The organism is uncultured Paracoccus sp. (assembly GCF_945915435.1).
Lineage (GTDB): Bacteria > Pseudomonadota > Alphaproteobacteria > Rhodobacterales > Rhodobacteraceae > Paracoccus.
This window is the reverse complement of sequence record NZ_CAMEFG010000001.1, coordinates 15,370-33,925: the sequence shown is the minus strand read 5'-3', so window position 1 is coordinate 33,925 and position 18,556 is coordinate 15,370. Positions and strand designations below refer to the sequence as shown.

Here is an 18,556-nt window from a genome sequence, read left to right as displayed (position 1 = left end):
CGCTGCCGGTCCGACTCGATGAAAACGCCCGCGAAAAGGATGACCGATGCGCCGCCCCAAGCGATCCCGCCGCTATACCGACCCGATCCACGAGCATCGCCATTTCCACCTGACCGAATCGCGCGTCGCCATCGCGGGCCATCCGATCCATGCGATGATGGTGACTTTCCCAATCGCGCTGTGCATCTGCACGCTTGGCGCGGATGCGCTTTACTGGTGGACGGGGGATGCCTTCTGGCCGCGCGCCGCCCTCTGGGCCGCGGGGACGGGCTTTGTCATCGGGGTGCTGGCGGGTATCGCGGGCACGGCCGAATTGCTGCTGGTCCCCGGCATCCGCATCCGCGCGGCAAGCTGGACGCATTTCATCCTGGCGGTGATGCTTCTGTCCCTGCTGGGCACGAACTGGGGTATCCGGCTGGCCGATCCGGTGGACGCCGTGCTGCCCTGGGGTATCCTGACCTCGGCCCTTGCGGCGGGGATGACGGGGATGACGGGCTGGCACGGCGGCAAGCTGGTCTTTGATTATGGGGTGGGCACGCAGCAAGATCACAGCCCCCGGTCCTGAGGTTGCAGCAGGATCGCGGGCATCAGGCGCTCGATTCGCGCAAGGTCGGGCTTGGCCAGCACCAGCCACAGCACGCCCGCCATCAGCGGCACCGCCAGCAGCAGCCCCAGCAACGGCATATGCACACGGACCGGGCTGCGCCTTTCGCCCGACATCTGGATCAGGTGGCCCAGCCATGCGTGGACCAGCACCATGCCCGCGACCAGCGCCAGCTTGGCCAGCAACCAGGGGTGATAGACCTGCTGGGCAAAGATCAGCGCGGTTCCGGCGCTTACCGCGACGATTGCCGCCGGGGTCGCCACCGCCGCGTAACCCACATGGGTCAGCAGGCGGAAACGCATGAACTCGGGCTGATGACGGGGGGCGCCATAGCCCTGCAACAGGACCGGCAGCGCGATCAGGCCCGCGCACCAGACGGTCAGTCCCGCGATATGGATGAATTTCAGCGCCGCGATCATGCCGGTGCCCCGGCTGTGCCTGCCCATGCGCGGCGGACGGTCAGGGCGGCGACGGTGGCCAGCGGGACCAGCCCCGGCACCCACATCACCAGCCCGGCCAGTTGCTGGTCGGCCAGCGCGTCAAGGCCGAAGGGGATGGCTCCGGCCAGATGCTGCGGATAAAGCACCTGCACCGAAAACGTCAGCACGGCCCCGATCAGGCCCATGACCCCCGCCAGCCCGCCGATCAGCGCGGCGGTTCCCAGCAGGGTGCCGGGCCGCTGGTCGCGCGGCGAAATCACGCCCGACCAGAAGGCCCATGACGGCAGCAGCAAGGCCAGTTGCATCAGCCAGTAGACCGCATGGGATTGCCATGCCGCGCGATAGACCTGGGGCAGGTGCCACAGGACCAGCGCCGCCGCCACCGCCGCGAAGGCAGCCGGCGCGGGAATGCGGCGCAGGGGCCATGCCACGGCCAGCGCGGGCGCGACAAGGCCCAGCAGGACCAGGTGATGCGCGGCGCGGGCGCTGAACAGGGCCACCGTCAGCGCGCATAGCGGCGAGACGAAGGCCAGCACCAGCCCGCCCCAACCGATCAGCAGCGCCCGGCGGTTTGCGGCCCGCCACAGCCCGGCGGCCAGCATCAGGGCCAGGCCCGCCAGCAGCGGCGGATCGAGGTTCCAGGTCGACCATAGCGCGCCCGGTTCGGGCGCCGGGCCGCAATAGGGGAAATCCGTGCTGTGCAGAAACGTCACCTCGCGCCTTGTCCTTTGCTGGCTGATCCGGGGACGGCCGGGCCGCCCGTTCGACCAACGCGGGCCTTGCGCGATGGTTTCACCGTCTTTTTCGGGCTTTGCGCCGGTCCGGGCCGTGACGCGCCGTCACCGGCTGCGATCCGAGGGAACAAATTGGCGCGGGCGGTGTTTTCTGGGCATAACAGCACTCATGACCTGAAGGAGCTTGCCATGAGCAGAGCCGAAGACGCCGCGAAAGATCTGAAGAAAGAAGCCAAGGACGCCGCTCAGGACGTCTCGGACAAGGCCCGCGGCACCGCCCGCGAGGCGCGGGACCGTGGCGAGGACCTGATCGACAGCGCCCGCGAAAAAGGCGCCGATCTGGCCGATGCCGCCCGCGAGAAGGGTGAAGAACTCTACGAGGCCGCCCGCGAAAAGGGTCAGGAGGTTTATGAAAACGTGCGCGAGCGGGGCGAACACGCCTATCACCGCGCCCGCGACGAGGCCGACCGCCTTTATCGCGCAGGCGAACGCCGCGCCGGTGAGGTCGCCGCCTATGCCGAGGATTACTATGACGAGGTTTCCGACATGGTGCGCCGCCGTCCCGGCCAGGCGCTTGGCATCGCGGCAGGGGTCGGTTTCCTGCTGGGCCTGATTCTCGCCTCGCGCCGCTGATCCCGCCATGTTCGACTACGCAAGGAACATGCGGCTGGCCGTGAAGGATGCGGTGCGACGCATGTCGCTGAAGGCGGGGGCCGGGGTCGCGGTCGTTCTGGGCCTGGGTTTCCTGCTGGCGGCGCTGTGGACCTTCCTTGCATATCACGCGGGGCTGGGTTCGCTTGGCGCCTCGCTGGTGATCGGGCTGGTGTTCGTCGTGATCGGGGCAGGGGTTTTCCTTGCCTCGAACAGGGTGCGCCACCGGCCCCCCACCACCGATGACCTGAAGGCCGAGGTGGAAGAGCGCGTCTCGCTGGCGACCGAGGCGGTCCTGGACCGGGTGACCGACCGCGCCGACCAGACGCTGGAGCGGGCGCAGAAAAAGGCCAGCCAACTGGTCGATCAGGCTGGAAATTCGGTCAATGCGCTGGTGGACAAGGTCAGCTATACCGCCGACCGTTTCGCCGGCAAGGCCGAAACCCAGGCCTATCGCGGCGCGCGGCGCGCGCGCCAGGCGGCATCCGACAAGCTGGGGCTGACGCCCGAACGGGTCGAGGCCGCATCCGAACGGGTCGCCGAGGGCGCCCGCAAGGCGCGCGATTCCAATGCCGCCGCAATCGCGCCGGTCATCGGTGCGCTGGCCGCGGGGATCACGCTGGCCATGCGCCTGCGCCGCCGCCGGGACGATTACGATCCCCATGCATAAGGAAAAGCCCGCCGGACCGGCGGGCTTCTTCATGCGCCGGACGGCCCGGTGTCAGGCGTTCGCTTCGCGGATCTTGTCGGCGGCGTCCTTGTCGTAGGACACGCCTTCCTTTTCCAGCAACTGGTCCAACTCGCCCGAAAGGGTCATCTCGGTCACGATATCGCAGCCGCCGACGAATTCGCCCTTGACGTAAAGCTGGGGAATGGTCGGCCAGTCCGAGAAATCCTTGATGCCCTGGCGGATTTCGTCGTCGGCCAGCACGTTCACGTCCAGATAGGGCACGTTCATGTAGTTCAGCACACCGGCCACGCGGCTGGAAAAGCCGCATTGCGGCATCTCGCGCGTGCCTTTCATGAACAGCACGACCTGGTTCTGGTCGATCATCTGCTGGATCTTCTGGCGGACATCGGTCATCGGGGGTTCCTTCGGCTTTGCCTTGGTCGGATGATATGGGTCAGGGGGCCTTGGTGGTCAGCGCAAGGGCGTGCAATTCACCGTTCGCGCCGTCCATCCGGCCCTGAAGGGCGGCATAGACGGCCCGCTGCTGCTGGACCCGGTTCATGCCACGGAAGCTTTCGTCGATGACCTCGGCGGCGTAGTGGTTGCCGTCCCCGGCAAGATCGGTGATGGTGATCCGGGCATCGGGGAACGCCTTGCGGATCAGTTCCTCGATTTCATGGGCTTCCATTGCCATGTTTCGTCCTTTCGCTCTTGCACCATGATCTAGGCGATGGGCCGCCAACTCGCAAGATCGCCCGTCCGGGGCTTACAGCAATTCGTCGTGCTGTCGCACGACGCGGCAGGACGCAGCATTGCCGCTGTTGCATTCGGCGCGCAATTCGCCCATCGACTTGCCCGACGTGGTGGTGGTGTGGGTGGACGAACAGCCCGCGCCAAGGCCGAGCGTGGCCATCGCGGCGAAGGCGGCCAGAATTCGCGTCGTCATGCGGCTTCTCCTTGTTGCTATCCAAGGCAGGGTGGCCTGCCGGGGCGGAAAGATCAACGCTTTGCCGGGTCATCGTGCTTGCCGTTCGCCTTGCGCACCTGCTCGGCCACGGGCGAGACGCCGATGCGCACCAGATACAGGACGACCAGCGCCATCCCCGTCACCAGGATCGCCAGCCGCAGATCGCCCGTGCCGCAGCACAGCCCGATCGCGCCGCATAGCCACATCGAGGCCCCGGTCGTCAGCCCCCGGACGCTGCCGCCGCTGACGATGATCGACCCCGCCGCCAGAAAGGCGACACCGGCCGTGACCGCCTCGATCAGGCGCAAGGGGTCGATGCGCAGCTCGGGTCCGCCGAATCCCGTCGTGGTGGCCAGTTCGATCGCGACCAGCGCGAAACAGGCCGAGGCCAGCGTGATCAGCATATGGGTGCGCAGCCCGGCCGCGCGGGCGTGGGTCTCGCGCTCCCACCCGATGATGCCGCCCAGGATGACCGCGACGCTCAGCCGGAAGGCGATCAGGCCCAGGGGCAGGCTTTGGGGGCGGGTAAGGTCGTTCAGGATCTGTTCCAGCATGGCGGGCCTTTTCGCGGATATGTTCGCGATCAATCCGCAAGGGCGCGGCGGGTTCCCTGCGCGGCGCGCGATTTCGACGCAGCCGGGGCGCTTGCAACGCCCCGCTGCCTGCCCCATCTTCAGCCCATGCAAAGCGACATGCCGGCCCGGCCCCTTCCGCGACTTGAGATCACGCCCGACCAGATCGCGCGCGTGATCAGCGTCTTTTACGCCGCCGTGCGCCGGCACGAGGTGCTTGGCCCGGTCTTTGCCGCCCATGTCGAAGACTGGCCCGAGCATGAGGAAAAGATCGCCCGCTTCTGGCGCAACGCCATCCTGCGCGAGGGCGGCTATGACGGCAATCCGATGCGCGTCCACATGGCGGCGGGCGACGTCAGGGCGGAACATTTCGCGCCCTGGCTGATGCTGTTCGACGAAACCCTGCGCCGGACCCTGCCCGAGGACCTTGCCCGGCAATGGTCGGCGCTGGCCCATCGCATCGGCGCCGGCCTGCGCATGGGGGTCGAGGACCTGCGCACCCGCCGCGAAGGCCCGCCGAAGCTGCGCTAGGGCTGGTCGGGATCGACGCCGGGGATGACCTTGGGCGGGCGCTTGCGATAGACCGGCAGCTTCCAGCCCCGGATCATGCTGCCCGCGCGCAGCGCGAAGGTCGCGACGGCGCAGGCCAGCAACGCCAGGTCGCGCCCGCCACCCAGCCAGATGACGGCCAGCGCGGCCAGCGCACCGCCGAAAGCGGCGGTCAGGTAAAGTTCGCCCTGTTTCAGGACCAAGGGCACCTCGTTCGAGATGACGTCGCGCATCAGCCCGCCGAAGGTGCCGGTCAGCACCCCCGCGACGATCACGATCACCGGGCTGAACCCCGCGCCCATCGCGTAATCGACGCCCGCGGGCACGGCGATGGACAGCGCCACCGCGTCGAACCACAGCAGCGCGCGATAGCGGCTTTCCAGAAGATGCGCGGTCAGGAAGACGATCAGCGCCGCCGCGCTGGCGGTCAGGATCAGGTTGGGGCGTTCGACCCAGAAGACCGTCTCGCGGCCCAGAAGCAGGTCGCGCATGGTGCCGCCGCCCACCGCCGTCAGCACCGCGAAGAAGATGAAGCCGACCAGATCAAGCTGGCCCCGGCTGGCGACCAGCGCCCCGGTCAGCGCAAAGACGAAGACCGAGCCGTAATCCAGCGCGATCTGCATATCGGCGGGGGTCATGCCGGGCTTGCCTTGACGGGCTTGAAGGGGGCCATGCCCGCGCGGGCCAGTTCGTCCGCGCGTTCGTTTTCGGGATGGCCCGCGTGGCCCTTGATCCATTCCCAGCGGACGGTGTGGCGGGCCTGCGCCGCGTCCAGCCGCTGCCACAGATCGACGTTCTTGACCGGCTTGCGGTCCGCCGTGCGCCAGCCGTTGCGCTTCCAGCCCGCCATCCATTGGCCGATGCCGTTCTTCACATAGGCGCTGTCGGTGGTGATGGTGATCTCGCTGGCCCGCGTCAGCGCCTCAAGCGCCGAGATCGCGGCCATCAACTCCATGCGGTTGTTGGTGGTGTCGGGTTCGCCGCCGGACAATTCGCGTTCCTTGACGATCTCGGCTCCGTTCATGGCGCGCAGCAGCACGCCCCAGCCACCGGGGCCGGGGTTGCCGGAACATGCGCCGTCGGTCCATGCCAGAAGCCGGGTCATGCGGTCCCCCCTTATGCCTCGCGCAAAACGCGCGGCACCTTGAATTCGATGTTTTCCTGCGCGGTCTCGACCATTTCCACCGTCAGGTCGTGGCGGGCGCGGAAGGCGTCGATGACCTCGTTCACCAGCACCTCGGGGGCGCTTGCGCCCGCCGTCACGCCGACCGCCCGCGCGCCCGCGATGGCGCGCCAGTCGATCTGATCCGCGCGCATCACCAGTTGCGAATAGGCGCAGCCCGCTGCCCGCCCGACCTCGACCAGCCGGCGCGAGTTAGACGAGTTCGGCGCCCCGATCACCAGAAGCGCGTCGATCCGGGGCGCGATGGCCTTGACGGCGGCCTGCCGGTTGGTGGTGGCATAGCAGATGTCTTCCTTGCCCGGCCCGACGATCGCGGGGAAACGCGCCTGCAAGGCGGCGACGATGGCCGCCGTGTCATCGACCGAAAGCGTCGTCTGCGTGATATAGGCCAGCCGTTCGGGGTCGCGTGGCGCGATGGCGGCGACATCCTCGACGGTTTCGACCAGCAGAACCTCGCCCTGCGGCAGTTGACCCATCGTGCCCAGCACCTCGGGGTGGCCCGCATGGCCGATCATCACCATCTGCAAGCCGTGCTCGGAATGGCGCGCGGCCTCGGAATGGACCTTGGTGACAAGCGGGCAGGTCGCATCGACGTGGATCATGCGGCGCCGCTGCGCCTCGGCCGGGACGGATTTCGGCACGCCGTGGGCGGAAAAGATCACCGGGCGGTCGTCGGGGCATTCGTCCAGTTCCTCGACAAACACCGCGCCCTTGTCGCGCAGCCCGTCCACGACGAACTTGTTATGCACGATCTCGTGCCGGACATAGACGGGGGCGCCCCATTTCTCCAGCGCCATTTCCACGATCTTGATGGCGCGGTCCACGCCCGCGCAGAAACCGCGCGGCGCAGCAAGATAGAGGGTCAGGGGGGGCTTTTCGCTCATGGCTGTCATCTAATCCCGCAAGGCGCGCGGCGCAATGGCGCGTCAGTCGTCGAAGCTGGTCAGCGCATGGATATCGACGCCCGCCTGTTCCAGCAGCACCCGCCCGCCAAGCCCCGGCAGGTCGATCACGAAGGCGCAACCCACCACCTCGGCGCCCGCGCGCTGGCACAGGCTGATCGCGGCATTGGCGGTGCCGCCGGTGGCCAGCAGGTCGTCCACGATCAGCACCTTCTCGCCGGGGCGCAGGGCGTCGTCGTGGATCTCCATCACCGCCTCGCCGTATTCCAGCGCATAGGCCTCGCTCAGCACGGTGCCGGGCAGCTTGCCCTTCTTGCGGATCGGCACGAAGCCCACGGAAAGCTGATGGGCCACCGCGCCGCCAAGGATGAAGCCGCGCGCCTCAAGCCCCACCACCTTGTCGATCCGCTCGCCCGCATAGGGCGACAGCAACTGGTCCACGGCGATGCGAAAGCCGCGCGCATCGGCGAAAAGCGTGGTCACGTCGCGGAACTTGATGCCTTCATGCGGAAAGTCCAGAATCGTGCGGATGTAATCCTTCACGGTCCGGTTGTCGCGGCGGGATGTGGGGGCGGTCATGGGCGCTCCATTTCGAAGGTTTCGCGGGTGGCGGTGTAATCCTTATAGCCCAGACGCGCCAGCCAGCCCGTCGCGGAAAGGTCGAAACGCCCGTCCTTCAGGCAATCGTCGCGGATATGGATGCCGGTCACGACGCCCAGCACCATGACATTCGCCGCCCCCGCCAGCCGGATGATTCGCGTGGCCCGGCATTCCAGCGCGGCAGGCGCATCCGCCACGCGCGGGCAGTCGATGGTTTCGCATTCGGCGCGGGCGATGGCGCAGGCTGTGAATTCGTCGGTTCCGGCGGGCAGGGCGGCGGATGTCGCATTCATCGCCTGCCGCATGGACGCATCGGCGATATTGACGCAAAAGACGCGCGATTGTGCGATCTGGGCCACGCTGTCCTTGGTGCCGGGCCGGTCGGGCTTGGCCCCGGTCGAGGCGAACATGACCTGCGGCGGCACATAGGCGGTCGCGTTGAAGAAGGAATAGGGCGCGAGGTTGTCGCCCCCCGGCCCGCGGGTCGAGATCCAGCCGATCGGCCTTGGCGCGACGATGGCGTTGAAGGGATTATGGGGCAGCCCGTGCCCGTCCTGCGGTCTGTAGAACATGCGTAAATCCCCCTTCGCGCCGGTTTTCCCGCCCGATATTGCATGATACTGCCTCGACGTCCAAGCGCAGGAGCCGCGATGTACGAGCTTTGCCCCGAGACGCCCGACGATACCCCCGAGGTCGAGGCGCTCTATGACCTGTGCTTCGCACCGGGGCGGACGGCGCTGTCGTCCTATCGGCTGCGCGATGGGGTGCCGCCGGTCGCGGGGCTGTGCATGATCCTGCGCAACGACGGCGTGCTGACGGCGGCGATTCGCTATTGGCCGGTGCGGGCGGGCGGGCGGCGGGCCTTGCTGCTTGGCCCCGTCGCCGTCCACCCGACCGCGCAGGGCGAGGGGCTGGGGGCTTACCTGATGCAGCAAAGCCTTGCGCGCGCGCAGGCGGATGGCTGGGAACGGGTGATGCTGGTGGGCGATGCGCCCTATTATTCGCGCTTCGGTTTCGCCCGGCTGGACCGGGTCGAGATGCCGCCCCCCACCAACCCCGACCGCGTGCTGGGGCTGGAACTTCGCCCCGGCGCATGGGTTGATGTGGCGGGGCCGGTCACGCGCGAACCCGCGCCTGACGCCGCCCCGACACCCCGCGCGCCCTGTGCCCCGGCAGATCCGGGCGCGGGGGCAACGAAAGGCCCCGAGCGATGATCCAGAACCGTCCCGTCGCAACGAAACAGGCGATCCTGCCGCCCATCGACGACCCCACCGTCCATGCCGAGATCGAGCGGCTGGCGCGCCGCTACCTTGACGCGGGCGGCATCGCAATGAGCCTGCTGCACAGTGTCGGCGGTCAGGCCGAGACGCTGATCGAACGCCTGCCCAAGCCCCTGCGCAAGCGGATCGACGTGGTGACCTATGCCGCGCTTGGCCGCGCTTTTGACGCGGCTTCGCGCTCGCGCCGGGTGATGCGCGACCGGGGCGAGTTGTTCAACCGGCTGCTGTCCTCGGCCTCGGGTGCCGCGGGGGGTGTCGCGGGGCTGCCCGGCGCGATGATCGAACTGCCGCTGACTGTGACGCTGCTTCTGCGCGCGATCCTGGACATTGCCGCCGAGCATGGCTTCGACCCCGAAAGCGAAGCCGTGCGGATCGAGGCGTTGCAGGTTCTGGCCACCGCCGGGCCTTTGGCCGAGGACGACGCGACCGATCTGGGCCTGCTGGCCGCGCGGCTGACGATCACCGGCCAGACCGTGAACGGGCTGATCGGGAAGGTCGCGCCGAAACTGGCGGCCTCGCTGGCGCAGAAGCTGGGCGCGCAGGCGCTGCCGCTGCTTGGGGCGGCGGCGGGGGCGACGATCAACTATACCTTCACGCGCTATTATCAGGAGCTTGCGCGGGTGAATTTCGGCCTGATGCGGCTGGAACGCGAAACCGGCCTGCCGCGCGCCGCGCTGGACGAATCCTTCGGCTTTGCGGTCGGGCGGATACGCGCGGGGCGCAGGGGTTAATCCCCGCCCGAGAGTTCCAGCGCCGTCGCGGGCTGGTCGAGGTGGTCGGTCGAAAGCGGCGCGGTCGGGCGGGCCAGCCGGGCGCGGACCACCCAGTGCAGCCGTTCCTGCGCGCGGGTGATCGCGACATAGGCAAGGCGCTTCCACAGGGGAATCCCGGCCTCGGTCCGGTTCGACCATGCGGCGGCGGAGATATCGGGGCCGAAGACCTGCACATCGGGCCATTGCGAGCCTTGCGCCTTGTGGATCGTCACCGCCGCGCCATGCAGGAAGGCCGCGCCCATGCGGGCGGCGAAGGGGATGAAGGGCTCTTCGATATCCGGCATCTCGATCTTGACGATGGAGGCGGCGGACAGGCGCGGTTCCTCGGCCCCGATGACGTGCAGGCGCGAGAATCCGGGCTTGCGGCCGGGGCCGAGGTAAACGACCTGCGCGCCCTTGATCAGCCCGCGCGCCTCAAGGTCGATGCGTTTCTTGCGGTGCTTCAGCGGCAGTTCCAGCCCGTCGCAGATCAGCGGCTCGCCCGGCAGCAGCGCGTCGGCGGGTGCGCCATAGGCCGCGCGGAAGGCGTGGATCAGGCGGATGCGTGTCGCATTGCGCCAGACCAGGACCGGGCTGCGGGCCATCAGGTCGCTTTCCACCCGCTCGGCCCAGGTCACGCGCGGGTCGCGGGATGCGGCCTCGCGGATCATGCGCTCGAACCCGTCGAAATCCAGCGCCGGATCGGCCAGCGCGTGCGCCAGATCGAGGATCGGGCTGTCGTCCGCCTGCCGGTGGATGCGGCTGAGCATCAGCTTCTGCGGGGCCGCCAGCCGGTCGAAGACCATCTCGCCCGACTGTCCGACGGGGGCCAACTGCGCGGGGTCGCCGAACAGGACCAGCACCGGAAAGATCTCGCGCAGATCGTCGAACTGGCGTTCGTCCAGCATCGAGGATTCGTCGATCAGCCCGATATCCAGCGGATCCTCGCGCCGTTTCCAGCCCTTGATGAAATCGGACCCGCGCAGACCGGCGGCGGCCAGCGCGCCGGGAATGGATGCGTGCTGGTCGTAGAACGCCTTGGCGCGGTCCAAAGCCTCATCCGTCAGCCCCTCGATTTTGGGGCGCTCGCCCGTGCCGGTCAGCCATTCGGCGATGCGTTCATATTCGGGATCATAGACGGGGGTGTAAAGGATGCGGTGGATCGTCGTCGCGGGCACGCCGCGCGTGCGTAGAACGAAGGCCGCCTTGTTCGTCGGCGCCAGCACGGCGACGGTGCGGCGGTCCTTGCGGCGCTTGCCCTCGTAATCGCCGGACACCAATTCGACCCCCGATTCGCGCAAGGCCCGCGTCAGTTCGGCCAGCAGCAAGGTCTTGCCGGACCCCGCCTTGCCGATCACGGCCATGACGCGGCCCTTGCCGGGCCGGGGCGGCGCGATTTCCTCGGCTGCCAGGTCGATGCCGGCAGCGGCCAGCACCTCGGCCAGCGCGTCCCAGGCTTCGGCCTGATCGGGGGAAAGGGTGGGAAGGCTCATGCCCCCTGTTAACCCGCCGTGGCGCGCGGGGCAAAGGGCAAAGCGATCACCCCGCGCCAAGCGCGATCAGCGCGCCGACGCCGGTGACGATCAGCGCCATTCCCGCCATCTGGCGCGGGCTGGTGCGTTGTCGCAGCAGCCGCCCCGAGACCGCCTGCGCCATCAGCACCTCGACCAGCGCCAGCGTGCGCACATTCGCCGCCGAGGTCAGCGCGAAGCCCAGAAACCAGAAAAGCGAGGCGAAGGCCCCCAGAAACCCCGCCCCGACCGAGGCCCGCCCGTGCCGCATGATCCCCCGCAGCGCGGGGCGGTCGGCCAGCGCCAGCCATGCCAGCATGACGGCGGCCTGAAGCGTCAGGCTGACGGCCAGCATCACCGCCGCGCGGGTCAGGAAATCGCCATGCGGCAGGGCGAGGATACCGCCGCGAAACCCGATGGCCGAAAGCCCGAAGAACAGCCCCGCCGCGATGCCAAGCGCCACGGGCCGCCAGCCGCCTTGCCCGAAATCCGCCCCCGACATCAGCACGACGCCGAAGGTCGCGATGGCGATCGCCCCCATCCGTGCGGGGCCGAGCGGTTCGGCCAGCAGCACCGCGCCCAGGATCGCCAGCGTGACGGGTTCCGTCTTCATCAGCGCGGTGACGACGCCGAAGCCCCGGCTGCTTATCGCCTGCAACATCAGCGCGGTGGCAGCGATCTGGGTCAGCGCGCCGCCCGCGACCCATGCCAGCGCGGCAGCATCGGGGTGCGGCAGCTCCACGCGCATCGCCAGCACCGCCAGAAACACCAGCGCAAAGGGCGCGCCGAAGACAAAGCGCACCGCCGTCGCGCCCATAGTCCCGACCTGCGCCGTCAACTGCCGCTGTGCCGCATTGCGCGCGGTCTGCGCCGCCGAGGCGATCAGCGTGGCGATGATCCAGCCCAATTCAGCCCCGCACCGCCTCGATCATGCGATGCACGTTGTCGGGGTCGGCGTCGGGGGTGATGCCGTGGCCGAGGTTGAAGATATGCGGCCCATTCGCGAAAGCCTGCACGATGCGGCGGGTTTCCTGGATCAGGCGCGGCCCGCCCTCGACCAGCAGCCGGGGGTCGAGGTTGCCCTGGACGCAGCCATCGCTCTGGACGTTTTCGGCGGCCCAACCCGCATCGACCGACTGGTCCAGCGCCACGCAATCGGCCCCGACCGCGCGGGCGAAACCAACGTAGCGCGGCCCGGCCTCGCGCGGGAAGGCGATGATGGGCACGCCGGGGTGGCGCGCCTTCAGCGCCGCGACAATCCGCCGCGCGGGCGCCAGCGCGAAATCGTCGAAATCGGCGCCTTTCAGCGAACCGGCCCAACTGTCGAACAGTTTCAGCACCTCGGCCCCCGCCTCGACCTGTGCGGACAGATATTCGATGGTCGCATCCGCGATCCGGTCGATCAGCGCCGAAAACGCCGCGCGGTCGGCGGCCTTCATCGCGTGCGCCGGTCCCTGATCGGGGGTGCCGCGACCGGCGACCATATAGGTCGCGACCGTCCAGGGGGCACCGGCGAAACCGATCAGCGTCGTCTCGGCCGGCAGTTCGCGGCGCAGGATGCGCAGGGTCTGATAGATGGGCGAGAGCTTGTCATGGACCGCATCCGCGGGCTTCAGCGCCGCCACCCCCGCCGCGTCGGTAATCGTGGACAAGCGCGGGCCTTCGCCGGTCACGAACCAGACGTCGCTGCCCAGTGCCTGCGGAATCAGCAGGATGTCGGCGAACAGGATCGCCGCGTCGAAACCATAGCGGCGGATCGGTTGCAGCGTCACCTCGGCGGCGAGATCGGGCGTATAGCACAGCGACAAAAAGTCGCCCGCCTGTGCGCGGGTCGCGCGGTATTCGGGCAGGTAGCGACCCGCCTGACGCATCATCCAGATGGGCGGGGTGGGCAGCCGCTCGCCCGAAAGCGCGCGCAGGATGGTCTTGGTGGTCATGATTTCTCCTGTGTTGATCCTTCATCGCCAGCACGTCCCCGTTGTCAAGGGCGCGGGGCGGGGCTATGCCGCTTGCCATGACACAGATGCCCGACCCCACCCGCCCGCTGCGTATCGGCACCCGCGCCTCGGTCCTGGCGCTTGCGCAGGCGCATGAGACGCGCGACCGGCTGATGGCCGCGCATGGCCTGCCGTCCGATGCGTTCCAGATCGTGCCGATGACCACGACCGGCGACCAGATCCAGAACCGCGCGCTGAAGGAAATCGGCGGCAAGGGCCTGTTCACCCGCGAGATCGAGGAGGCGCTGGCCAGTGGCGCGATCGACATCGCCGTCCATTCGATGAAGGACATGCCGACGATCCAGCCCGACGGTCTGGTGATCGACTGCTTCCTGCCGCGCGAGGATGTGCGCGATGCCTTCGTCAGTCGCAAGTATCGCAGCATCGCGGAACTGCCGCAGGGCGCGGTGGTCGGCTCGTCCAGCCTGCGCCGCCGCGCGCAGCTGGCCCTGCGCCGTCCCGACCTGCAACTGGTCGAGTTCCGCGGCAACGTCCAGACCCGGCTGCGCAAGCTGGACGAGGGCGTGGCCGAGGCGACCTTCCTTGCGATGGCGGGCCTGTCACGGCTTGGGATGACCGAGGTTGCCCAAAGCGCCATCGAGCCGCAGGACATGCTGCCCGCCGTCGCGCAGGGCTGCATCGGGGTCGAACGGCGCGCGGGTGACAGCATGGCGGGCGCGTTGCTGGCCGCGATCCACGACGGCCCCAGCGGACAGCGCGTCACCGCCGAGCGCGCCTTTCTGGCGCGGCTGGACGGGTCGTGCGAAACCCCCATCGCCGCGCTGGCCCTGCTGGAGGGCGGCGACATCTGGCTGCGCGGCGAGATCCTGCGCCCCGACGGGTCCGAGGCGCTGGCGGGCGAACGTCGCGGGCCTGTCGCAGACGGCCCGGAACTGGGCGTCGACCTGGCCGAGGAACTGCTGTCCCGCGCCCCCACCGGGTTCTTCGACTGGCGCTAGACCGCCAGCCAGAGCAGCGCCATCAGCAGCCCCGCCCCCGCCACCGCGCGGCGATAGATCCGCAATCCCCGCAGCAGGTCCTGCGGGCCGGGGTCGCGCGCGGCGGGGTTCAGCCAAGGCTCGTCCGTGGTGACACCGCCGTAGCTGCGCGGCCCCGACAGCCGCACATCCAGCGCGCCCGCCATCGCGCCCTCGGGCCAGCCCGCATTGGGCGAGCGGTGGCGGCGGGCATCGGCCCGGATCACGCGCAAGGCGCGTCGCGACCCGGCTGCCGCCGCGATCAGCAGCCCGGTCAGGCGCGAGGCGGGCAGGTTGACCAGATCGTCCAGCCGCGCCGCGAAGCGACCGAACGCGCCATGCCGCGCGTTCAGGTGGCCGATCATCGAATCCAGCGTATTGATCGCCTTGTAGGCGGCGATTCCGGGCAGACCGGCGACGGCGGCCCAGAAAAGCGGTGCGACCACCCCGTCCGAGGCATTCTCGGACAGACTCTCCAACGCCGCGCGGGCGATGGGTTCGGGGCGGTCGTCCAGATCGCGCCCGACGATCATCGCGGCAGCCGCGCGTGCGCCCGCCATATCGCCGCGCGCCAGCGGCGCGGCCACGGCGGCGACGTGATCGTGCAGGGACCGGCTGGCGACCAGTGGCCATGCCAGGACCCCCAGCAGGACCGGGCCGAAGGGCAGAGGGGTCAGCCAGCGGGCCAGCAGCAGCGCGGGCACCGCCGCCGCCACGATCACGACGACCGAGGCCGCGACGCCCCGCCACACCCGCCCCGCGCCCTGGTTCCAGCGCCGGTCCAGCACCGCGATCAGCTGCCCCAGCCATGTCACCGGATGGCCGATGCGGCGATAAAGCCCATCCGGCCAGCCGATCAGCGCATCCAGCGCCAACGCCACCAGCGCGACGGCCAGCGTGTCGGCGGGCCATGTCATGCGACGCCGCTCGTCTTGCCTGCCCGGACCAGCGCGGTCAGCGACAGCGGCGTGAAGGAGAGGCGCCCGGCCGCGCGGACCCGCTTGCCCCTGCGCATGCGGTCCCGTCCGGTGGCCCGCATCTTGCGCGGTCCGAGCATGCGATTGCCCCGCTTGTCCGCCGAGACCGGCACGGTCAGCGACAAGAGTGCGGCGGCAAAAGACAGCGCCGCGTGGGCCTGCCTGCATTTGCGTGGGCGGTCCGGCGCAATGATCGGCGTATCGCCCTGTCCCGTCATGCGATGCCGCCGCAGTTGACGCGCTCGACCGACCAGATGCCGCCCGCCCGGATCAGCACGGTCAGCGACAGCGGTGCGGCGGCAAAGGACAGCGCCGCGTCCCCCACGACCAGCGACAGCGCCGCGCGGATGGTTCCGGCGTGGGCGACGATCAGCGTATCGTCTTTGGCCCCATCCAGCAGCGGGCGGACCCGCGCGGTCATGTCCAGAAAGCTTTCGCCCCCCGGCGGGCGGTGGCGGGCCAGTTCCCCGGTGCCGAGCGGGCCGAGGTCGGGCAACTCGTCATAGCGCGCGCCTTCCCATTCGCCAAAGCTCTGCTCGACCAGATCGGGAAGGATGCGCGCGTTCAGTCCAAGGGCGGCGCAGGTCTGAAGGCAGCGTCGCGCCGGGCTGGTCCAGACCTGCGCGGGGGCAAGCGCGCCGATCCCCTGCCGCAGCCGGTCCAGCGCGGCGGGATGGGCGCAATCGGCATCGACCTCGCGCCGCCCGGTCATCCGGCCATCGGGGCGGGTAGGGGCGTGGCGGACCAGCGCCAGCCTCAGCACGCCTGGGTTGCCTGCTTGGCCCGTTCGTAGAATGCCGCCAGTTCCCGCATCGCGTCAGCCATCCGCCCCAGTTCCTTGCCATGCGACAGGGCCGTCGCCTGCGCATCCAGCAAGGCGCCGTATAGCGCATGGAAATTGGCCGTCAACTCGTGTCCCCTGTCGGTCAGGCCCGCGGTCTTGCGCTTGCCCTGCCTTGCTGTCCGCACCAGCCCCAGCCCTTGCAGCTTGCGCAGGGCGTAATGGGCCAGGTGCGCCTCGCCCACGCGGGCGGTTGCGCAGAGTTCGGCAAAACCCAGCGGCTCGTCGCGGCCGGTCAGGATCAGCAGGAAAAGCGCCTCGAGCGGCGACAGCCCGGCCTGCCCGGCCCTGTCCAGCCCGGCCACGATCCAACGGCGATAGGCATCCGCGGCCAGCAGCAGGGCGGATTCGAATTCGGCAAGAGATCGGGCCGCATCATGGCCCATCCCGATCTGGCTGTCTGCCCCGCCAGTTGGGGCTGCAATCGTTACCATACATCCTCAGAAACCATCTTGCAGGGCGTATTCGCCCGACTTGATTCCCGTTAAAGATGACGCCGCCTTGCCTTTCTGTCAATGAAACAGGTCCGGGGGCCGGCTCGGACGCTGCGGCAGAAAATTCTTGACAGGCGGGGTGGTCATCCCCCATTCATTAAATGAACGGTCGTTCAATAAAGGGAGGGGGTCCGCGATGTTCACGACGGGGATGGAATTCGATCTGGGCGAGGATGTGAACGCCCTGCGCGAGATGGTGCATCGCTGGTCGCAGGACCGCGTCAAGCCGATGGCGGCGCAGGTGGACGGCAGCAACGCCTTTCCCGACGAACTCTGGTCCGAACTGGGCGGGCTTGGCCTGCTGGGTATCACCGTGGCCGAGGAATGGGGCGGCGCCGGGATGGGTTATCTGGCCCATGTCGTCGCGACCGAGGAAATCGCCCGCGCCAGCGCCAGCGTCAGCCTGTCCTATGGCGCGCATTCCAACCTCTGTGTGAACCAGATCAAGCTGAACGGCAACGATGCCCAACGCGCGAAATACCTGCCCGGCCTTTGCGCGGGCACCCATGTCGGCGCGCTGGCCATGTCCGAGGAAGGGGCGGGTTCCGATGTCGTGTCGATGAAGCTGCGGGCCGAGAAGCGCGGCGATCATTACGTGCTGAACGGCAACAAATACTGGATCACCAACGCCCCCGACGCCGATATCCTGGTCGTCTATGCCAAGACCGACCCCGAGGCGGGCAGCCGCGGCATCACCGCCTTCATCGTCGAGCGCGGCATGAAGGGCTTTTCCACCGGCCCGCATTTCGACAAGCTGGGCATGCGCGGCTCGAACACGGGCGAGTTGATCTTTGATAACTGCGAGGTGCCCGCCGAAAACATCCTGGGCGCCGAGGGCAAGGGCGTGCGCGTGCTGATGTCGGGGCTGGATTACGAACGGCTGGTCCTTTCGGGCATCGGACTTGGCATCATGGCCGCCTGCCTGGACGAGGTGATGCCCTATGTCCGCGACCGCAAGCAGTTCGGCCAGCCCATCGGCAGCTTCCAATTGATGCAGGGCAAGATCGCCGACATGTATGTCGCGCTGAACACCGCCCGCGCCTATGTCTACGAGGTCGCGCGCGCCTGCGACGCGGGCCGCGTCACCCGGCAGGATGCGGCGGGGGCGGTGCTTTACGCCAGCGAACAGGCGATGGTGCAGGCCCATCAGGCGGTGCAGGCGCTGGGGGGCGCGGGCTTCCTGAACGATTCGGTGGTCAGCCGGTTGTTCCGCGACGCCAAGCTGATGGAGATCGGCGCCGGCACAAGCGAGATCCGCCGCATGCTGATCGGCCGCGAACTGCTGTCGCTGGCATGATGCGCGTCGCTGCGATCCTTGCGCTGGCCACCATGCCCGCCCTTGCGCAGGAGGGCCCGCAGATGGATGTGGGCTATGACGACGGTTTCCTTTCCGCCTGCCTCGACCGGGCGGCGGGCGACAAGGGCGCGGGCGCGACGGCGGATGATCTGCGCATCTGCATCGGGACCGCCGCGCAGGACTGCATGGCGCGGCCCGGCGGCGATACGACCGTCGGCATGTCCGGCTGCCTTGGCCGTGAGACTGGCGAATGGGACATGCTGCTGAACGCCTGGTATGACCGCGCCCTGACGCAGGCAGAGGCGGCGGATGCGGAACTCGACCGGCTCGGCTCGGCCGCGGCGCCCGCTGCCCCGGTCCTGCGCGACGCCCAACGCCACTGGATCGCCTTCCGCGATGCCAGTTGCACCTTCGAATCGGTCAGGTGGCAGGGCGGCACGGCGGGCGGTCCGGCGTCGATGCAATGCATGCTGGAACTGACCGCCGAACAGGCCCTGCGCCTGCGCGCCGTCGCGGAAACCCCATGACCGGCGCGCGTCCCGACCCCCCAAATGAAAA

27 protein-coding genes are annotated in these 18,556 nt (G+C 68.8%); 9 read left to right on the top strand and 18 right to left on the bottom strand.

Features of this window, described 5'->3' with window-relative positions; all coding sequences use genetic code 11:
• The first annotated feature begins 46 nt into the window (after positions 1-46).
• Positions 47-565 (top strand): DUF2231 domain-containing protein, encoded by a 519-nt coding sequence (locus tag Q0O97_RS00210; protein ID WP_294923059.1) that lies wholly within the window; start codon positions 47-49, stop codon positions 563-565.
• On the opposite strand, the gene Q0O97_RS00205 is transcribed toward Q0O97_RS00210, so the two are convergent.
• Positions 547-1,023: a CopD family protein gene (locus tag Q0O97_RS00205; RefSeq protein ID WP_294923055.1), complete on the bottom strand. Its 477-nt coding sequence runs from the start codon at positions 1,021-1,023 to the stop codon at positions 547-549. The two genes, Q0O97_RS00210 and Q0O97_RS00205, sit on opposite strands and share 19 nt — an antisense overlap.
• Complete coding sequence (locus Q0O97_RS00200; RefSeq protein WP_294923052.1) at positions 1,020-1,757, bottom strand: cytochrome c oxidase assembly protein; 738 nt, start codon at positions 1,755-1,757, stop codon at positions 1,020-1,022. The genes Q0O97_RS00205 and Q0O97_RS00200 overlap by 4 nt, the downstream gene beginning before the upstream one ends.
• Before the next feature lie 210 nt (positions 1,758-1,967).
• On the opposite strand from Q0O97_RS00200, the gene Q0O97_RS00195 reads away from it, so the two are divergent.
• Both Q0O97_RS00195 and Q0O97_RS00190 read left to right on the top strand, forming a co-directional pair.
• The gene (locus Q0O97_RS00195) at positions 1,968-2,411 is read left to right on the top strand and encodes a DUF883 domain-containing protein (RefSeq protein WP_294923049.1); all 444 of its coding nucleotides are present in this window, start codon (positions 1,968-1,970) and stop codon (positions 2,409-2,411) included.
• Between the two features lie 7 nt (positions 2,412-2,418).
• Positions 2,419-3,099: a phage holin family protein gene (locus tag Q0O97_RS00190; RefSeq protein WP_294923046.1), complete on the top strand. Its 681-nt coding sequence runs from the start codon at positions 2,419-2,421 to the stop codon at positions 3,097-3,099.
• Positions 3,100-3,150: 51 nt separating this feature from the next.
• On the opposite strand, the gene grxD is transcribed toward Q0O97_RS00190, so the two are convergent.
• The 4 genes from grxD to Q0O97_RS00170 form a co-directional block, all read right to left on the bottom strand.
• Positions 3,151-3,513: a Grx4 family monothiol glutaredoxin gene (gene grxD / locus Q0O97_RS00185; RefSeq protein ID WP_294923043.1), complete on the bottom strand. Its 363-nt coding sequence runs from the start codon at positions 3,511-3,513 to the stop codon at positions 3,151-3,153.
• A 40-nt stretch (positions 3,514-3,553) separates the two neighbouring features.
• Positions 3,554-3,793 carry a BolA family transcriptional regulator gene (locus Q0O97_RS00180; protein WP_294923040.1) on the bottom strand — a complete coding sequence of 80 codons (240 nt, stop codon included), beginning with the start codon at positions 3,791-3,793 and terminating at the stop codon, positions 3,554-3,556.
• Positions 3,794-3,865: 72 nt separating this feature from the next.
• Positions 3,866-4,045 (bottom strand): hypothetical protein, encoded by a 180-nt coding sequence (locus Q0O97_RS00175; protein WP_294923036.1) that lies wholly within the window; start codon positions 4,043-4,045, stop codon positions 3,866-3,868.
• Between the two features lie 53 nt (positions 4,046-4,098).
• Positions 4,099-4,620, bottom strand: a complete 522-nt coding sequence (locus Q0O97_RS00170; protein WP_294923032.1) for an MgtC/SapB family protein — start codon at positions 4,618-4,620, stop codon at positions 4,099-4,101.
• A gap of 138 nt (positions 4,621-4,758) precedes the next feature.
• Between Q0O97_RS00170 and Q0O97_RS00165 the strand changes: the two genes are divergently transcribed.
• Complete coding sequence (locus Q0O97_RS00165) at positions 4,759-5,169, top strand: group III truncated hemoglobin (protein WP_294923029.1); 411 nt, start codon at positions 4,759-4,761, stop codon at positions 5,167-5,169.
• Here Q0O97_RS00165 and Q0O97_RS00160 read toward each other — a convergent pair.
• From Q0O97_RS00160 to Q0O97_RS00140, 5 genes are read right to left on the bottom strand one after another with little or no spacing between them, the layout of a single operon-like run.
• Entirely contained in the window at positions 5,166-5,825 is a 660-nt protein-coding gene (locus Q0O97_RS00160) for a trimeric intracellular cation channel family protein (protein ID WP_294923025.1), read from the bottom strand. The two genes, Q0O97_RS00165 and Q0O97_RS00160, sit on opposite strands and share 4 nt — an antisense overlap.
• The gene (gene rnhA / locus Q0O97_RS00155; protein WP_294923020.1) at positions 5,822-6,292 is read right to left on the bottom strand and encodes a ribonuclease HI; all 471 of its coding nucleotides are present in this window, start codon (positions 6,290-6,292) and stop codon (positions 5,822-5,824) included. Before rnhA ends, Q0O97_RS00160 begins: the two co-directional genes overlap by 4 nt.
• Before the next feature lie 11 nt (positions 6,293-6,303).
• Positions 6,304-7,254 carry a 4-hydroxy-3-methylbut-2-enyl diphosphate reductase gene (ispH, locus tag Q0O97_RS00150; protein WP_294923016.1) on the bottom strand — a complete coding sequence of 317 codons (951 nt, stop codon included), beginning with the start codon at positions 7,252-7,254 and terminating at the stop codon, positions 6,304-6,306.
• Between the two features lie 42 nt (positions 7,255-7,296).
• Positions 7,297-7,851 (bottom strand): adenine phosphoribosyltransferase, encoded by a 555-nt coding sequence (locus Q0O97_RS00145; RefSeq protein WP_294923013.1) that lies wholly within the window; start codon positions 7,849-7,851, stop codon positions 7,297-7,299.
• Complete coding sequence (locus Q0O97_RS00140; protein ID WP_294923009.1) at positions 7,848-8,444, bottom strand: flavin reductase family protein; 597 nt, start codon at positions 8,442-8,444, stop codon at positions 7,848-7,850. Before Q0O97_RS00140 ends, Q0O97_RS00145 begins: the two co-directional genes overlap by 4 nt.
• A 78-nt stretch (positions 8,445-8,522) precedes the next feature.
• Between Q0O97_RS00140 and Q0O97_RS00135 the strand changes: the two genes are divergently transcribed.
• Together Q0O97_RS00135 and Q0O97_RS00130 are read left to right on the top strand one after the other, a co-directional pair.
• Positions 8,523-9,086, top strand: a complete 564-nt coding sequence (locus Q0O97_RS00135; RefSeq protein ID WP_294923006.1) for an N-acetyltransferase — start codon at positions 8,523-8,525, stop codon at positions 9,084-9,086.
• Positions 9,083-9,883, top strand: a complete 801-nt coding sequence (locus Q0O97_RS00130) for an EcsC family protein (RefSeq protein WP_294923004.1) — start codon at positions 9,083-9,085, stop codon at positions 9,881-9,883. The genes Q0O97_RS00135 and Q0O97_RS00130 overlap by 4 nt, the downstream gene beginning before the upstream one ends.
• Here the strand turns inward: Q0O97_RS00130 and Q0O97_RS00125 are convergent.
• The 3 genes from Q0O97_RS00125 to hemE are packed head-to-tail and all read right to left on the bottom strand — an operon-like array spanning position 9,880 to position 13,352.
• Positions 9,880-11,397, bottom strand: coding sequence for an AAA family ATPase (locus Q0O97_RS00125; RefSeq protein WP_294923001.1), 1,518 nt, complete (start codon positions 11,395-11,397; stop codon positions 9,880-9,882). The genes Q0O97_RS00130 and Q0O97_RS00125 overlap by 4 nt on opposite strands.
• 46 nt (positions 11,398-11,443) lie before the next feature.
• On the bottom strand, positions 11,444-12,322 hold the full coding sequence (locus Q0O97_RS00120; RefSeq protein WP_294922998.1) for a DMT family transporter: 879 nt from the start codon (positions 12,320-12,322) through the stop codon (positions 11,444-11,446).
• 1 nt (position 12,323) lies between these two features.
• Positions 12,324-13,352, bottom strand: coding sequence for a uroporphyrinogen decarboxylase (gene hemE / locus Q0O97_RS00115; RefSeq protein ID WP_294922995.1), 1,029 nt, complete (start codon positions 13,350-13,352; stop codon positions 12,324-12,326).
• Positions 13,353-13,429: 77 nt separating this feature from the next.
• On the opposite strand from hemE, the gene hemC reads away from it, so the two are divergent.
• On the top strand, positions 13,430-14,371 hold the full coding sequence (gene hemC, locus Q0O97_RS00110) for a hydroxymethylbilane synthase (RefSeq protein ID WP_294922992.1): 942 nt from the start codon (positions 13,430-13,432) through the stop codon (positions 14,369-14,371).
• On the opposite strand, the gene cbiB is transcribed toward hemC, so the two are convergent.
• From cbiB to Q0O97_RS00090, 4 genes are read right to left on the bottom strand one after another with little or no spacing between them, the layout of a single operon-like run.
• On the bottom strand, positions 14,368-15,306 hold the full coding sequence (gene cbiB, locus Q0O97_RS00105) for an adenosylcobinamide-phosphate synthase CbiB (protein WP_294922988.1): 939 nt from the start codon (positions 15,304-15,306) through the stop codon (positions 14,368-14,370). The two genes, hemC and cbiB, sit on opposite strands and share 4 nt — an antisense overlap.
• Complete coding sequence (locus Q0O97_RS00100; protein WP_294922985.1) at positions 15,303-15,584, bottom strand: hypothetical protein; 282 nt, start codon at positions 15,582-15,584, stop codon at positions 15,303-15,305. The genes cbiB and Q0O97_RS00100 overlap by 4 nt, the downstream gene beginning before the upstream one ends.
• A complete protein-coding gene (locus tag Q0O97_RS00095; RefSeq protein WP_366125232.1) occupies positions 15,581-16,129 on the bottom strand; it encodes a histidine phosphatase family protein in 549 nt (182 codons plus the stop codon). Before Q0O97_RS00095 ends, Q0O97_RS00100 begins: the two co-directional genes overlap by 4 nt.
• Positions 16,123-16,641: a winged helix DNA-binding protein gene (locus Q0O97_RS00090; protein ID WP_294922982.1), complete on the bottom strand. Its 519-nt coding sequence runs from the start codon at positions 16,639-16,641 to the stop codon at positions 16,123-16,125. The genes Q0O97_RS00095 and Q0O97_RS00090 overlap by 7 nt, the downstream gene beginning before the upstream one ends.
• Positions 16,642-16,837: 196 nt before the next feature.
• Between Q0O97_RS00090 and Q0O97_RS00085 the strand changes: the two genes are divergently transcribed.
• Positions 16,838-17,998 (top strand): acyl-CoA dehydrogenase family protein, encoded by a 1,161-nt coding sequence (locus Q0O97_RS00085; RefSeq protein WP_294922979.1) that lies wholly within the window; start codon positions 16,838-16,840, stop codon positions 17,996-17,998.
• Positions 17,995-18,525 carry a lysozyme inhibitor LprI family protein gene (locus tag Q0O97_RS00080; protein ID WP_294922976.1) on the top strand — a complete coding sequence of 177 codons (531 nt, stop codon included), beginning with the start codon at positions 17,995-17,997 and terminating at the stop codon, positions 18,523-18,525. The genes Q0O97_RS00085 and Q0O97_RS00080 overlap by 4 nt, the downstream gene beginning before the upstream one ends.
• Positions 18,526-18,556 lie beyond the last annotated feature (31 nt).